Consider the following 15556-nt stretch of genomic DNA (forward strand, 5'->3'; position numbering starts at 1 on the left):
GCAACATACAATTAGTCATTTATATTATTTAGAGTGATTTCTTATAAGGTTCTTGTACTCATGACATCCGACAAAGTCAGATGCGTCCGGCAGATTCTGCTTACCTGAATTGCCTCTGGCCGGTACCAAGGGCGTCAGCTCATAGCATGAATCCTCTGTTATCACAAGTTGTTGTTTTCTTCGGATTGCTTAATAGTAGGTTGTAAATATATCATGATTTCTTCTGCATTTATAATTACTTGATTTCCTACTGAGGCTACTCCTCTTCCCACTACAAATCCACGCTTGTTTTTAATGATCTCATAGTATAAATCTATCCGATCTCCCAAAAATGCTTGACCAATCACTTCAATTCCTTTAAGTGAAGAAAGAAATCCTACACCATTCTCTTCTGAAATGACTGCAAAAGCACCTAACTGAGCCAAAGCCTCTATTATCAATGTACTAGGAATAACAGCATTCCGTTCATTCATATACCACTCATTATTTGAAACATTTTTATATCCCTTAGCCCATTTGTTTTTTTCGACTTCCAGTACTTTATCAATTAACAAAAATGGATACCTATGAGGCAGAATATCTTGAATATTAATCATTTAAGAGACTCCTTTTTTTATAAATTGCAATAATTTCTGATAACGTCTTTTCTACGAATTCACTTAATGTTCCATATATATTATTAGACGAAGAGAGGGTTAATCCTCCATCTCCGACATGTTGCTTCTTATGAGTCGGTCCAGAGGTTTGAATACGTTGGAGCTGTTTAAGGCTGACATGTGTGTAAATCTCGGGTTGTCTTCAGGCTTGAGTGTCCGAGGAGATTCTGAATCTCCTTATTATTGTTTATAATTCTTCCTCTTGCCTTCATTAAATAATACTTAGTAATGCAAGTGTCAGATTGGAATTCTCCTTGAGTTTGAGCCTCATTATTATGCAGAATGCATTGGTACGCAAAAAGGCAGCTTATGCTTTACACATCGCTGCCTTTTTGCTTATTAACTTTTTTCCAACGGACCTATCAATCGTTATCTACATAAAAATTGTGGTCGCCGATTTGGAAATCCTGCGAATTCGGCTTACGTTTAATCAAATTCAGCATCCCATCTCTGCCTTGGTGCGTCCTAACATCCCTGGGGTTCCGCATCGCTGTAGCTTCATTCATACAAAGATGTTCAACCTTTTATACCGCTAAATGTAATACCGCTAATGAACGTCTTTTGAAGAAAAAAGAACAAAACAATAATAGGTAATGTCATCAAGGTGGATACGGCCATTAATAGACCCCATTCGGATCCCTTTTGACTCTGAAATTGCTGCAATCCGAGCGAAACTGTGTAAGATGGTTCATTGGTTAAATAGAGCAAGGGGCCCATGAAATCAGTCCAGCTCCCCATAAATTGAAACAATGCCACGGCTAAAACGGCGGATTTGGCTAGTGGAAACATGATCTGTAAATATATGCGGAACTCACTAGCGCCGTCTAAGCGGGCCGCTTCGCGTAGGGCATCAGGCAGTCCCATGAAAAACTGTCTCAACAGAAAAATGTAAATTGGCACTCCAAAAAATTGGGGTACAATCAGTGGAAGAGATGTTCCTACCCAACCTAATTTAGTAAACAACAGGAATAGAGGAATCATCGTCACCTGTCCGGGAATCATCATAACAGCGAGGGTAACAAAGAAAAGTATACCTCTCCCACGGTACTCTAACTTGGCAAAACTATATGCAACCAAGGGACAGGATATGATCACACCAAGTGTACTAACGATGGTTATAATCGCCGTGTTTTTCAGATATGTCCAGAAAGGGATATACTCAACGGCACGGGAATAATTACTCCACAGAATGGGATGCGGAATCCACTCTGGTGGGAATGTAAAGATTTGTGTGAGTGGTTTAAGAGAAGTCGAAAGCAGCCAAATGAACGGAATCATGAAAAATGCAGAAGCAACAATTAGACATACATAGGCTAACACACGATTGATTCTTTTGATAGCGATAGGATTCATCCCTTACTTCCTCCTCCTTATTTCCCTTGATAATGAACCCAGCGTTTAGACGTAATAAAAATAATTCCGGTTAATGCCATAACTATAATAAATAAGATCCATGCCATTGCGGAGGCATAACCCATTTTGAAATACCTGAAGCCGTTCTCATATAAATACATGACGTAAAAAGTCATGGAATTTGCAGGAGTTCCTTGCCCTTTGGTCAACGTATAGGGAAGAGTAAACTGTTGGAATGCACCGATCATTCCCATGACAAGGTTGTAGAAAATAACGGGAGTGAGCAAAGGCAGGGTTACCTTTCTCGTTTTCTGAAACCAGTTAGCTCCATCGATCTGCGCTGCTTCATAGTACTCATCAGGGATGTCTCCTAATCCAGCAAGGTAGATGACGACGGCTTGCCCAATACCCCAAAGCGACATCAAGATGAGCGAAGGCTTGGACCACGACTCACCGCCAAGCCAAGAAGGCCCTTCGATACCGATATTCGCTAACATCCCGTTCACCAATCCGAAGTTTGGATGTAACAACCACATCCACAGAACAGCCAAAGCCACTTGTGGAACAAGTGTAGGCAAGAAAAAGATCGTTCTGAATATAGCCATTCCCTTGACCTTCATATTCAACATCATCGCGAGTGCCACACCGAAAAATATACTTAATGGAACAAAAAATACGGTAAAATAAATCGTGTTGTATATGGATTTCCAAAACAGAGGATCATGGAAAAGCTCTCTATAATTATTCATTCCGACAAATTCACCAGGCTGTAGAATGCTGTAAGTAGTGAAGCTGAAGTAGATGGACATTAGCATCGGAATTGCATAAAAGCATAGCAGCCCTATAGCCCAAGGTGAAGCAAACAGCCACCCAACCACGTTTGTTCTGTGGAGTGCCCGTTTACTTGCCGATGGAATTGCGTTTACTTGAACTGAATCGGCTAGTTTCGCCATGTGCATTCTCCTTCCAATTGTCATTCTTTAGTAGGCAAGGAGAGAGTTCGCTCCCTGCCTACCGAGCACCCTATTTGTCGTATTTTTCTAAAGCCTTATTAACAGTCTCTGTTACTCTATCCAGGTTCTCTTTCGGAGTACCGTTACCACGGGTAGCCTTTTCCGTTGCGGAAGCTAACTCATTCCACAGCAGTTGTCCTTCAGGAATAACCGGGCGGTTATGTGAATTGGGTAAAATATTGATAAATTCTTTCATAATCGGATCGTCCTTGTAACCGTATTTGTCGTTAACCGAATCGATAACGGAAATTTGAGAGTCAGCGTTTAATAACGTTTGCCCTTCTTCTTCCCCTAAGAATTCGAGGAATTTCCAAGCAGCAGCGACGTTCTTGGCGCCTTTAGGAATAATAGCGGAGCCGCCTCCTGACCATGTCGTAAAATCCGCTCCTGTTGGAGTCGGTATCGGTGCAACGCCGTAATTTAGATCCGGCTTAAATTTTTCGATACCCTTCACCGTAAAGTTTCCACTTATCTTCATGCTGACTTGACCGGAAATGAACGGATCCATTTCCTCCGTGCCAGCTGCGCTTGTGAATCCGGCAATATCCTCAACATTGTATTTTTTGCCGAAGTCGGTCATCCATTGTAGCGCTTCAACGACTTTAGGATCATTTGCAGTAATTTTGCCGGTGGCAGCGTCCTGGAATTCTCCTCCAAATGCCCATCCCCAAGTATACAGCCAGCCTTGCGAATACCATGGAATGAACCCGATCCGTTTGAAACGTTTACCTTCCTTGATGGTTAACTTTTCGGCGGCTGCTTCAAGCTCGGCGATCGTTTGTGGTGGTTTGTTGGGATCCAGCCCTACTTCGTTGAAATGATCCTTATTGTAAAATAGCAGGCGAGAGTCCGTATCCATCGGCATTGCATAAAGCTTTCCTTGATAACTGGACTCCTCCCAAGCAAATGGATAATACATTTCCTTACGAATGCCGGATTCTGCTGCCATCGAGGATAAGTCAGTCAGAGAACCTTGCGCAGCCCAAGTACCGACCTTAAACCGGTCGAAAAGTGCAACGTCAGGAGGATTGCCGCCTGCGACTGCAGTCAGCAGCTTCTGATCGGATCCCTCGCTGGATTCTGTATAAACTAATTTCATTTTGATGGTAGGGTTTTTCTCCTCAAATGCCTTTACAACTTTATTCAAATTATCTAAATCAATTGAGGTAAGACCATGCCACATCGTAACCGTTGTTTTCCCCTCTCCGGCCTGATCGCCTGAGCCTTCCTTCGTTGAGCAAGCGGTTAGAAGAAGTAACATAGCCAGAAAGTAAGCAAGAATTGGAAACGCGAATTTTTTGGATCTCCTCATTCAAAGTCCCCCTTAAGTTAAATGAATTAGTTTAACTTGAATTCCTATAGAATCCACTTCATTTTCTGATAAATCCATAATTTATGTAAGCGCTAACAAGAATGATGGTATGAACTATTAAAAACAGAAAATGATGAACGAAGTGAATTTGTTATAGAAACCCACTAGTTATACTAAGTATATTAATATGACATCATGAAGAGTGTCAATTGCAATATTACGACATAAATGTTCATGCCTGTGTGGCAATAATTAGATATAAATAGACTCTTCGTAGTTTATATTTCTGATATCAAAAAAAGTGCCGATAAGCCCCTGGGGACTTCTCGACACTTTGAACAATATCCTTGCTTTTGTTGAGCTGCACTTGTATTAACCGTACCTGTTAATTTTTCACGACCATACGATGTTCAATAATGTTCAGCTCGGGAACTGCTGTTCCATGCAACTGAGAGATTAGCATATCCACTGCCAATTCACCCATCTGCTTCTCATCCTGCTTAATATGAGTGAAGATGGGCTGACCCAGGTGATCGTTCAGGGAGTCGAAACAAACAATCTCGAATTCGTCCAGAGATTTCCCCATCGAGTTGATGACCTGAGCCAGCATGGTAGCTATTAGAAATTCCGACGCGACAAACGCCTTTACATCAGGGTGTTGTTTCAAAAAATGCTTTACTGTTTCTTTATCACTTTCAATCGCTGTTCCGTTTATATTCACGGGAAGGGTGCCCTTCAAGTTCGTCAATACATAATCTTTGTTCAAATTCATTCCTTCTTGGGTGAAGGCCAACGTATATCCGAGCAGCCTTTCCTCCAATGTTGAAGTGTTCTCTTCCGGCGGAGATAAAAAGGCAATTTTTTTATGACCTTTGCTAATTAGATGTCGCGTAAGATCCATGGCTGCTTTCTTATTGTCTGTGTATACCGAACAAACCGGAATTCCTTTTAGATATCTATCGACCAAAACAATTGGAAACCGATCTAATACAAGTCGAAGCAGCTCCGAATTATAGTGTTGACCATGAATGGGGGTCACGATTAATCCTTTGATGCCCAAACCAATAAATAAGTCGATCGCGCGTTTTTCCTCATCCCGATCCCCGCAAGTTCGCTTGATAATGAGTTGATAATTATGCTCAGCACTCCGCTTTTCCATCGATCTAAGAAGTTGTAGGCCAAACTCGTCAGAAAAATTCGGTATAATAAACCCGATTAACCGCTTGTCATCCTCAGGAACCAAGGTCGTTCTTACCTCTGAATATTGCTTCGGTTCTTGTCCTCCAATTATACCATCGGCCACAAATGAACCTTTTCCTTGCATTCGTTTGATAACCCCAGAATCTGCCAATTTCTCCAGAGCCTTTTTAGATGTAATACGACTGACGCCAAATTTTTCAGCCAACTCTTTTTCAGAAGAGACTCGGTCTCCTTCTTTTAATCGACCTTCTTTAATCTCTTGTACAATATAGATATATATCTGCTCGTATAAATGCAATTCCACAAAACCACCCTGACATCATAATATTAGTATACTAAGTATATTACACAAGAAGTAATTCGCAAAGTTACTCAGATTACCGACAAACTTCTGTGGCATGGAGTTTTCCAAGTCTACTATGTCAGCGTAATAGATCTCATTACTTGTGTTATCTGAAGGAACAAACACGCAATCACAATGTTCTCCATCATTACTAATATCTCCAAACAAAATTTTATGTATTTGGTCTTTTGATAAAATACCCACTTCTAATTCAGAAAGATACATTTTAGAATCCCCTTTCAGAATTATGTCATGGATATTATGTTATCTGAAGTATCGGCCTTTATCGAATTCTAGTACCAGTGATTGCTATTATTTGTTTAATAATTCCCGCTGTATTATTGGGGTCCTTAATGATAAACATATAATTTGCTTCATCTTTACTAGGTTGTATTTCTGACAAATTTTCTTGTCTCTCCAATACTTCCAAAAAGCTTGATGCACTTCTAAATATAGCTTTGCTTCTTTGGGTACGTATAACACGATCTTTCAGTAAATCATTGGGTAAATCAAAATAAACAATAATACTTTTAAATCCTTTATTATGAAAATATCGGAGAACTTTTGCTCTTCCTGATTTATTCAAGTTAGAGTTACTTAAGATAATGTGGAAATTGCTTTGCTCCGTAGCATAGTTAACAATTGCGTCAGTTACAGAGAATTTTAAAGTGTTGGGACCTTCCATAGGACGAAGTTTCTTGTAATGCTCATTAATAAATTCAGCATGATTATCTTGATCAATTACAATAGCTTGTTGTAATACGGATTCTAATTCTTTGGCAAAGGTGGTTTTGCCACTATGAGTTTTTCCAACCGTCATGACTACCAAGCGGTCCATAAGATTCTCTCCTATTTCTATTATGGTTTTTGCCGATCTTTCAGATAACGTCCCTCGTATTCACGAACCCGAGAGGCTTAAGGCGACGAAGTCGCCAGGTGGCTTCGCAGGGTTGTCCGCCTGAATCCGCATCCTTGAATTCCATCGGGCGGACCGAGCAGCCTAATGGCTGCGATACGTGAATACGTTGTTCTCCGAAATTCTTGCCCTCTATGAGTGTTCTCTCAATAGCCTTGAATTCAATCAGGAACTTACCAACTTTAGTATAGATATAGGATCAATCACATCAATTTGAATTATTTCCGCAAGATGGTTTGAATCCGATCGTTTTGCTCCTTCTCACTCAAATACTCAAAGAAACCAAGTCGATTTCCCCAGGGATCAGTAAATGTACCCCACCTAACAGGAACCCCTTCTTTTGTAAATATTTCAAAGTTTTCGACATTTAGCTCCTTATTAATTCTATCCCGTTCAGCAACAATATCAGTAACACCAAAACGAATAGGTCCATTATCTTCTGAAGGTTTGCCTTCGGCTACTTGCAACCAACACCCATGTATAATCTCCCATTCTGCAAATCCTGCATGAGGAATGAAGTCAGGTTCTTTATTTAGTAAAGTTTGATACCACTTTTGTCCCTGTGTCATATCTGAAACTCGAACTTGAATAGTAGTTTCAAAAATCATATTACTATCATCCTCTTCTCTTAGATTAATGTGATTGTGTAATGTAATAATCTAATCTTAAACTTCCAAATCCTTTGCAAGAATTTCTGATAACGTTCCTGTATTCATGAACCCCAAAGGGGTTGTCTGCTGAAATGCCTCTCCGAGATCCCTTCTCGCAGACCAAGGCTCCATCGGAGCCGCTGCTTGAATATTTTGTTATGTGAGGCTCCCTCTTCTCGAAAAGCTATCAATTTCTTTACAATCGTTTTTCTAAGTCATTTATTGTATTTAACCAGATTAGATATTCTTCCGATTCTTCCCATAGCTCTTTTAGTTCTGAATCTTTCTTAATTTTCTTAACTGCTCGTTTAGCTTTTGAAATGAGTTCTTTCCCTTTACCTTTATGTGTATTGATCCAGTCATATAAGTCCTCAGTATCACTTTGTTTATTCAAAATCTCTTTCCCTGGACTACCTTGTAATGCTGCAAGGATCTCAATTGCGCCTAGAGCATTTGAAGCTAAATCTGACTCAATATATTCTTCTTCTAATACTTCTTCAATCGTCTCTTCAATTAATTCCATGTCATCAGTATCAAATAAATCTAACTTCCAATCTAATACATCATCATTCTCAAAAATTCCAGTTCCCCATGCTCCCATTAATTAACCTCCAAAAAGTGTCATTATGTTTTAAAGCTCTCAGGGAATTTCACATAACGTTCCTGTATTCATGAACCCCAAAGGGGTTGTCTGCTGAAATGCCTCTCCGAGATCCCTTCTCGCAGACCAAGGCTCCATCGGAGCCGCTGCCTGAATATTATGTTATAAGATGTCGGGGTCCCCCTTGAGCTACTTACAAAATGCTCTTATTTCGTACTCAGTTGCTTTTGTTCTTAACTATTATTCTGGTACTTCAACATATTCCGATACTCTAGATTTCAATATCTCTATTAATTCTTCATCCATATATTCATAATCATCCGGTATATTTAAGCATACCAAACGTTTGTTTATTAGTTTATTTGAGAATTTATCTTTAAGCCTTCTTACATGTTTTTTCTCCATTACAAAAATCATTTCTCCCCATCCAATATGTCCTTCAGTGACTCTAATTCTAGCTCCCTCTTCTGTTCCAGCAGATCGCACTTGATATCCATTGTATCCATCAAAAATCTTCTCTGCTGTTAAGCTGCGCCATTTGTTTCGACTACAAATAAATAGTAATTTAATGCTTCGTCACCTATCTCATATCTATTATTTTGTTTTATTATAGCACCTGAATTTAAGCAATTATCCCGATTTCTTATAACATCTTATTCACGCACATCGTAAAATACTCCATACGTGGAGTATTCGCGAAATTATTATGCTATCCTGCCCGTTAGCCGAGAAGACTGCCGACACAACATTATCGGTATCCTTCTCATGATGGTTTATTTAGCTAACGTCTTTCAGAGACTTTAGAACGATGACTTTTTTTCAATACACCGCCAAGCCCTCCAACGAACAAAAAAGCTGTCCCTCAAAATATATTCATACCTTGAGGGGCAGCTTATCGTTACACTGCTGATTATTTAGATAGCTCTTCCTTCACCATAAGCTGACGGGCATATTCGTTCAGATCGATAGACTCGCCCCCGTTCAGCCGCGACTTTTCAGCTGCGAATGCGATCAGATGGCTCCGGACGGAAGCCGCAGCCGATGTCAGGCTCTCCTGACCGTTATAGTGACGCACCTCATCCAGGAAATTCCTCACAATGCCGCTGTCTCCCCCACCATGACCACTGGTTTGAGAAGGGATTGTGATTTCTGTTTTTTGATGTGTCAAAAAGTCGTACATGACGATTCGATCTTCCTCACCGCGAAGTTCTCCTTTAGTCCCCATGATCTGGATTCTACGTTCCTGCTCAAATGTAAAGCCGCACATACTGAACATGGCCGTAGCTCCACCTTCAAATTCCATATTCACGACCTGATGATCTACCACATTATTGTCACTCCGGTATACACACCGGCCGTAATCGGTATCACGCAAGCCCTGTATGATATTCGGTTTTGTCAGCTCCTGTGTAAAATGTCCTGCCCAACCCCTGAACTGGTCACTCAAATAAAATCTTGGTGCAGAATATGCGCAGGTTGGTTCTACAGCACAATCCAAGCATCGGTCAGCGGAACCTTTCGGTGCATTGCCTTCATGAAAATGTTTAAGAGATCCGAACGAACTGACCTTGAGGCAAGGCCGATCTACTAGCCAGGATAATACGTCCATATCATGGCATGACTTAGACAGGATCATCGGGCTGGATGTGTTGGAATTGTTCCAATTCCCTCGCACAAAGCTGTGAGCAATATGCCAGTAACCCACATTCTCATTCAACTGAATGGAGACAATTTCTCCGATACGTCCTTCTTGTATCACCTTCTTGATTGTATTCCAGAACGGTGTGTACCGCAGCACATGGCAGATCGTCAGCAGCCGGTCATTATCTCTGGCCGCTTGTTCCATCTCAAGACATTCCTTCGGATCTGGTGACATCGGCTTTTCCAGCATAACATGATACTTCTTATCTAAAGCCTGCATGGTCGGGCCATAATGCATTCTGTCCTGTGTACAAATAACCGCAATATCAGCCAGCTTAGGTTCAGCCAACAAGGGCTCCCAAGACTCATAACAGCGTTCCGGCGGAATCCCGTGCTTCTCAGCAAATCTTGCTCTCCTCACTGGATCGGCTTCGGCAACTGCAATGAAGGAAAGCTCATGCGGATAATCAAGCGCATAGGGTGCATAGCCACCCGCTCCCCTCGCACCTGCTCCAATCAGGACTGCTTTCAGTTGACTCATATTTATTCGCTCCTTTATGATCTGAAATCTACGAATGACCTTCTAATCCGCTTGGGTATAACGGTCTGCTGCTGATTGATAGATGGCTACATATCGTTCTACGCCCATCTTTTGGAGAGCTGACACATACTGATCCCAATTGTCAAAGGATTCATTTCCAGTAATGAATTTGTCACGCATTTCATCTACATACGTTTCAATATCCGTCTGGAAAGTGGTCAGATCCCGCTGCTCTTCCTGTGTGAAATTAAACGGAGGCCAAATTTGATCTTGTGGTAAGATGTGAGACTCTGCTTTTTTCGCATTTTCAACCGAAGTTGGCAGACCTTCAGCACCCTTGAAGTATTTCTGCTTCACAAAACCAGGGTAGTATCCACCCGGCCAAATCAGGTATTGCCCTACCGCCTGGTCCAGATTAAGGCCATCCGGGTTGTTTTTGATATTGTCGACATAGTCTACGTTACCGTCTGCGTCTTCTTTATATGTCTCATCTTTCCAACCCATGAAAAACGTTTTGATTCCCTCATCGCTGTAGAAATAATCCATCCAGCGGATCATGGCCTCTGGATTTTGGGCTTTATCTGTCAGTACGAACATCCCGATATTACCAAGTGGAGAACCATAGGCGTTGTATGTCTGATCGCCATGAGGACCCTTCAGTACTGGCATGCCAACATAACCTTGCTGATTGTATATCGCAACCGGATCGACATTATCAACGACTCCGATCAAGCCTTCCATACCTTTAGCATCCACTTCGGTACTCTTAACAGATACAATGTCCTGCTCGAGCAATCCGTCCTTGTAGAGCTTATTCACGAACTGTAACAGCTCCTTGTAATGGGGATCGGTTGGAATAAAGCGTACTTTATCCGTCTGAGGATCTGTATCAATGTTAATGTTGGAGGTTCCATGATTATTCACCCCAAATGAACCTCTCAGGTAGTTCACCACACCAGCCGTTCCCACACCGCCCCAGGCAATCTCGTCCTTCTGCCCGTTGCCGTTCGGGTCCTTTTCTTTAAATGCTTTCAACATATTATAGAAGTCATCTAATGTCTGCGGTTCCTGCAAACCTAATTTATCAAGCCACTCTTGCTTCACCCAAGGTGTTCCGTACAGAACCGACTTGAATTCCGGATCATACAAGGTTGGCAGCCCATATATGTTACCATCCGGCATCGTAATCCCTTTGCCAATAACCGGATACTTCTCCATTAGAGCCTTAAAGTTAGGCGCGTATTGGTCGATCAGATCATTTAGAGGAATGAATGCGCCCTGCTTGCCGTATTTCAGCAGATCCGATCTGGAAAACGCCGAGGCGTAGAACAGCTCGGGGTAAGCGCCGCCTGCCAGCAGGAGATTGCGTTTTTCCTTCAAATTATCCTTCTGCACCGTATCCCACTGGATATGAACATTTGACATCTTCTCATACTCTTTCCAGAGTCTGAGATCGTTCCAGTCCGCATTGGCAAAAAACTTTCCGGCAAATCCGCTCACTTTAATGGTGTCATTCACAATCGGAAATCCACTCGCATTGACTTTGTCATTGGTAGCTCCTTTATCCTTGGTACTTCCCGATGAATCAGCCGCATCCTTGGAACTGCACCCGGCCAGCATCGATACGGACATCATACAAACTAGAGCCATACTCCCCCACTTTTTGAGCGTCATTCTTATTCCTCCCTTTGTCCCATCGATATATCCATACAAGGAATTATCCTTTAATGGCACCAATCATTACGCCTTTAACAAAATATCTTTGCAGGAAAGGATAAAGCATAAGCACCGGTATGTTGGCAACGACAAGTACAGCATACTTGATGCCTTCCACTTCCCTTTGCTGCTTAATCGCAGACTCGGTTGACATTTTGACCATATCGTTCGTCTGGCCTTGAATCAGAATCTCCCGCAAAATGAGTTGAAGTGGAAATTTGTTCTTGTCTGACAGATACAACATTGCGTTAAAGAAGGCGTTCCAGTGCCCAACAGCATAGAACAGAATCGTCACCGCTATAATGGGCATGGATAATGGCAGTATAATCCGGGTTAACGTTTGAATATTGGAGCAGCCATCAATTGTCGCCGCCTCATGCAACTCATGTGGAATCGATTGCTGGAAGAATGTCCGCATAATGATGATGTTCCAGATCGAAACTGCATTCGGAATGATCATGACCCATAATGTGTTTAACATGCCAAGGTTTTTGATTAGCATATAAGTTGGAATTAATCCGCCACTGAAGAACATCGTGAAAACAAACAGGGCCATGATGGCATTGCGGCCTATAAAATCCTTTCGAGATAGCGGATATGCCGCCAGAATCGTCATGACGAGATTAATCAGCGTCCCCACTGACGTATAGATCAGTGTATTGGTATAACCTCTGAGGATATCTTTGTTCTGAAAAATCTTCTCGTAAGAATGGAAATTGATTCCTTTGGGCCATAGGAACATCTCACCACGCAGGACAGCCTGCGGATCGCTGAACGAAGCACTTAACACAAAAACAAGCGGGTAGATAACAATAAGCGTAATTATAATTAACAAAAAATGGTTAACTATATTAAAAATACGATCTCCTCTAGATTCAACAAGCATGCATCAGCAACTCCCTTACCATAGGCTCGTTTCACTCATACGTTTTGAGATCTGGTTAACAGTGACTAATAAGATGAAATTGATGATGGAGTTAAACAGACCAATCGCCGCCGAGAAGCTGTATTCAGCATCTTGTATCCCGCTCCGGTAGACGTAGGTAGAGATAATGTCCGAGGTTTCTAAATTCAGTGTGTTCTGCATCAGCAGGACCTTCTCGAAACCAATACCCATGATGCTTCCGATATTTAAAATGAACAAAATGATAATGGTCGGCATAATACTCGGTATATTAATATGCCATATTCGCTGCAACCGGGTTGCCCCATCCACACGCGCTGCTTCATGAAGCTGAGAGTCCACGCCGGCTAATGCCGCCAAATAAATAATCGAGCTCCAGCCCATGGTCTGCCATACATCCGACATCACAAACAAGGTCTTGAACCAAGAAGGCTCAGACAAGAAATTAATGGGAGTACCGCCAAACATACCAATGAAATGATTAATGATTCCGTATCGCGGCGATAAAAACATCATCATCATGCCTACAGCTACGACGGTTGATAGAAAGTGCGGCGCATAGGTTATGGTCTGAACAAACTTTTTGAATTTTTCCGCCCTTACCTCATTCATCAGGAGCGCCAAAATGATAGGGACTGGAAAACCTACCGCCAAGCTGTACAACCCAAGTCCAAGCGTATTTTTAATTAATCTCCAGAAGAAATAACTGTGAAAAAAACGTTCAAAATGTTCAAACCCGACCCATGGGCTTCCCCAGATTCCCTTCGTTGCAATGAAATCCTTAAATGCGATTTGAATGCCATACATCGGCAAGTACTGAAAGACAATGTAATAAGCGACAACTGGCGAAATTAACAAATAGAGCTGCCAATTTCGTAAAATGGGGTTCCACTTTTGACGTCTTCTCTTCTTTTCATGTACTGCATTCACTGCAGGTTGTACAGTTGTATTGGCCATGAACATCCCCCCTGGAAATTGTCACCACAATCCTGCCTGGCAAAATGTCTTTGTGTTAAACCACCAGCGTCCTTACGCTGTTCGAAGCAGTTCCCACCTTTCTTCCTTGGATTTCTAAGATTTGATTTAAAGTACTTATATGTTAGAAGTTGTTACACAAAGTGAGTGGATAACTTTAATAGATGACTTCGTTAGCTGATGCAAGGAGATTTTTTTGGATATATGTTTGGATATATGTTTGGATATATATTTGGTTATATTTTGGAGTGTATCTTATGTAAATTGGTAGGTATCAGTTTGGTTAATAGATTATATGAGTTTTAGAGGATTCTTGTGTATTTTATATAAACACTGATTTATAGGGGAATGTAAGCGTAATCAATAATTTAGTTTATGAGATAATCTTATCTTCTGACTAAATCCAAAAACATAGAAAATAAATCCAAACGCTTAATTTCATACATCATAATATAGCCCATCGACAGTTGTCAAACATTTTTTTGGCTTTATTTGGATCGTTTTTGGCTAAAAAACAAGAAAAACCCACGCGGATGCATTCCTCGTAAGTTTTATATTAAAGTTATCCGGATCCATATGTAATATAATATCACACAACTAACTAGTCATTTGTACGATCATAAACAGATGATTCCCTCACAATAAGGGTGCTGGGCAACAAAACTTTATGGAGAGATGAATAACGTCCTTCCAGATAATCGTTAATTAATTGTGCTGCCACTTTGCCGATTTCATATTTTGGAACTTGCACGGACGTCAGAGGTGGTGTCGTATACTGCGCCATAGAAATATTATCCATACCCACGAAGGCTATGTCTTGAGGAATACGGCCATTTTGTTCAACCACTGCCCGCATGGCAGGAATAGCGAGCATATCACTTGCACAAAAGATTGCCGTCGGCCAATCAGACTTGGGCGTCTTGGTCAGGAGCTCCGTCAGTCTGCTGTAGCTGAGGTTCACATTCCAGTTGGTGTTGATAATCCAATGTTCATTCAGATTCAGATTTGCTTCCAGCATGGCAAATTTATAACCGACATACCTTTCTTCGCTCTCTATTTGTTCCGAATATGCGGGGCCACCAATAAACCCAATCCGGGTATGGCCTTGCTCGATCAAATGACGGACTGCTGTGCGGGCAGAATATATTCGGTCACAGTCAACGACCGGTACAGTAAGCCTTTCGTCATTGAGACTCACACCCAGTACAGTGATATTCTCTTGCTCAAGCAGCTCAAACAATTTTTCATCGTACCAGCTAATTGCGACTATACCTTGAGTACCTGTTTCCTGAAGCATCATCTTGATCCGTTCGGTGTCACTAAGTTCTTCGCAAGTGCGGACAATTGCTGGAGGTAGCCCCATTTCCGTCATTTTAACGTGAAAGCCTGTCAGTACCTGTGAAAAATACGGATGATCGTCCATCAAAACCTGTGGCACGATACAAGCTATCCGTTTGGCTGAGGTAATCTCTTTGCCAATGGATTTGGAGGATTCATCCAAATTGTATCCCAACTCAAGAGCAGCTTCCCTAATTTTCCGCTTTGTCCCTTCATTGACCGGTCGATTGGTATCATTGCTGATCGCGCGCGAAACCGTTGATATGGATACGCCTACACGTTCTGCGATATCTTTTAATTTTGGCATTACAGCACCTCCCCTTGCTCTCTTCATTTGGAGCCAAAATTTATGTTTAGCAATGATCATATCATAATATTGTAATATTTTGGCGTCAAT

Annotated in this window: 14 protein-coding genes; all 14 read right to left on the reverse strand. The window is 41.6% G+C overall.

Annotation, left to right across the window (positions count from 1 at the left end; translation table 11 throughout):
• Positions 1–161: 161 nt before the first annotated feature.
• Positions 162–596, reverse strand: a complete 435-nt coding sequence (locus QP794_RS03925; protein WP_285075031.1) for an ApeP family dehydratase — start codon at positions 594–596, stop codon at positions 162–164.
• 576 nt (positions 597–1172) lie between these two features.
• Positions 1173–2009: a carbohydrate ABC transporter permease gene (locus tag QP794_RS03930; protein ID WP_285075032.1), complete on the reverse strand. Its 837-nt coding sequence runs from the start codon at positions 2007–2009 to the stop codon at positions 1173–1175.
• Positions 2010–2026: 17 nt separating this feature from the next.
• On the reverse strand, positions 2027–2962 hold the full coding sequence (locus QP794_RS03935; RefSeq protein WP_285075033.1) for a carbohydrate ABC transporter permease: 936 nt from the start codon (positions 2960–2962) through the stop codon (positions 2027–2029).
• A gap of 70 nt (positions 2963–3032) precedes the next feature.
• On the reverse strand, positions 3033–4334 hold the full coding sequence (locus QP794_RS03940; protein WP_285075034.1) for an ABC transporter substrate-binding protein: 1302 nt from the start codon (positions 4332–4334) through the stop codon (positions 3033–3035).
• A gap of 385 nt (positions 4335–4719) precedes the next feature.
• A complete protein-coding gene (locus QP794_RS03945; RefSeq protein WP_285075035.1) occupies positions 4720–5838 on the reverse strand; it encodes a GntR family transcriptional regulator in 1119 nt (372 codons plus the stop codon).
• Between the two features lie 322 nt (positions 5839–6160).
• Positions 6161–6715: an ATP-binding protein gene (locus tag QP794_RS03950; protein WP_285075036.1), complete on the reverse strand. Its 555-nt coding sequence runs from the start codon at positions 6713–6715 to the stop codon at positions 6161–6163.
• Positions 6716–7011: 296 nt separating this feature from the next.
• Complete coding sequence (locus QP794_RS03955) at positions 7012–7401, reverse strand: VOC family protein (RefSeq protein WP_285075037.1); 390 nt, start codon at positions 7399–7401, stop codon at positions 7012–7014.
• Positions 7402–7639: 238 nt separating this feature from the next.
• Positions 7640–8044, reverse strand: coding sequence for a DUF4259 domain-containing protein (locus QP794_RS03960; RefSeq protein ID WP_285075038.1), 405 nt, complete (start codon positions 8042–8044; stop codon positions 7640–7642).
• Positions 8045–8284: 240 nt separating this feature from the next.
• Complete coding sequence (locus QP794_RS03965) at positions 8285–8614, reverse strand: low molecular weight protein tyrosine phosphatase family protein (protein ID WP_285075211.1); 330 nt, start codon at positions 8612–8614, stop codon at positions 8285–8287.
• 340 nt (positions 8615–8954) lie between these two features.
• Positions 8955–10226 (reverse strand): Gfo/Idh/MocA family protein, encoded by a 1272-nt coding sequence (locus tag QP794_RS03970; protein ID WP_285075039.1) that lies wholly within the window; start codon positions 10224–10226, stop codon positions 8955–8957.
• A 42-nt stretch (positions 10227–10268) separates the two neighbouring features.
• The gene (locus QP794_RS03975) at positions 10269–11900 is read right to left on the reverse strand and encodes a type 2 periplasmic-binding domain-containing protein (protein ID WP_285075040.1); all 1632 of its coding nucleotides are present in this window, start codon (positions 11898–11900) and stop codon (positions 10269–10271) included.
• Between the two features lie 43 nt (positions 11901–11943).
• Entirely contained in the window at positions 11944–12828 is an 885-nt protein-coding gene (locus QP794_RS03980) for a carbohydrate ABC transporter permease (protein WP_285075041.1), read from the reverse strand.
• A 15-nt stretch (positions 12829–12843) separates the two neighbouring features.
• Positions 12844–13803, reverse strand: coding sequence for an ABC transporter permease (locus QP794_RS03985; RefSeq protein ID WP_285075042.1), 960 nt, complete (start codon positions 13801–13803; stop codon positions 12844–12846).
• 619 nt (positions 13804–14422) lie between these two features.
• Entirely contained in the window at positions 14423–15466 is a 1044-nt protein-coding gene (locus QP794_RS03990) for a LacI family DNA-binding transcriptional regulator (RefSeq protein WP_285075043.1), read from the reverse strand.
• Positions 15467–15556: the final 90 nt, after the last annotated feature.

Origin of the sequence: Paenibacillus sp. UMB7766-LJ446 (assembly GCF_030226665.1) — a bacterium.
GTDB lineage: Bacteria > Bacillota > Bacilli > Paenibacillales > Paenibacillaceae > Paenibacillus > Paenibacillus vandeheii.

What these genes read in the sequence shown, in the direction of transcription:
- QP794_RS03925 (WP_285075031.1), bottom strand. Translation starts at nt 596, where the DNA reads ATGATTAATATTCAAGATATTCTGCCTCATAGGTATCCATTTTTGTTA.
- QP794_RS03980 (WP_285075041.1), bottom strand. Translation starts at nt 12,828, where the DNA reads ATGCTTGTTGAATCTAGAGGAGATCGTATTTTTAATATAGTTAACCAT.
- QP794_RS03970 (WP_285075039.1), bottom strand. Translation starts at nt 10,226, where the DNA reads ATGAGTCAACTGAAAGCAGTCCTGATTGGAGCAGGTGCGAGGGGAGCG.
- QP794_RS03960 (WP_285075038.1), bottom strand. Translation starts at nt 8,044, where the DNA reads ATGGGAGCATGGGGAACTGGAATTTTTGAGAATGATGATGTATTAGAT.
- QP794_RS03940 (WP_285075034.1), bottom strand. Translation starts at nt 4,334, where the DNA reads ATGAGGAGATCCAAAAAATTCGCGTTTCCAATTCTTGCTTACTTTCTG.
- QP794_RS03985 (WP_285075042.1), bottom strand. Translation starts at nt 13,803, where the DNA reads ATGGCCAATACAACTGTACAACCTGCAGTGAATGCAGTACATGAAAAG.
- QP794_RS03975 (WP_285075040.1), bottom strand. Translation starts at nt 11,900, where the DNA reads ATGACGCTCAAAAAGTGGGGGAGTATGGCTCTAGTTTGTATGATGTCC.
- QP794_RS03930 (WP_285075032.1), bottom strand. Translation starts at nt 2,009, where the DNA reads ATGAATCCTATCGCTATCAAAAGAATCAATCGTGTGTTAGCCTATGTA.
- QP794_RS03935 (WP_285075033.1), bottom strand. Translation starts at nt 2,962, where the DNA reads ATGGCGAAACTAGCCGATTCAGTTCAAGTAAACGCAATTCCATCGGCA.
- QP794_RS03990 (WP_285075043.1), bottom strand. Translation starts at nt 15,466, where the DNA reads ATGCCAAAATTAAAAGATATCGCAGAACGTGTAGGCGTATCCATATCA.
- QP794_RS03950 (WP_285075036.1), bottom strand. Translation starts at nt 6,715, where the DNA reads ATGGACCGCTTGGTAGTCATGACGGTTGGAAAAACTCATAGTGGCAAA.
- QP794_RS03955 (WP_285075037.1), bottom strand. Translation starts at nt 7,401, where the DNA reads ATGATTTTTGAAACTACTATTCAAGTTCGAGTTTCAGATATGACACAG.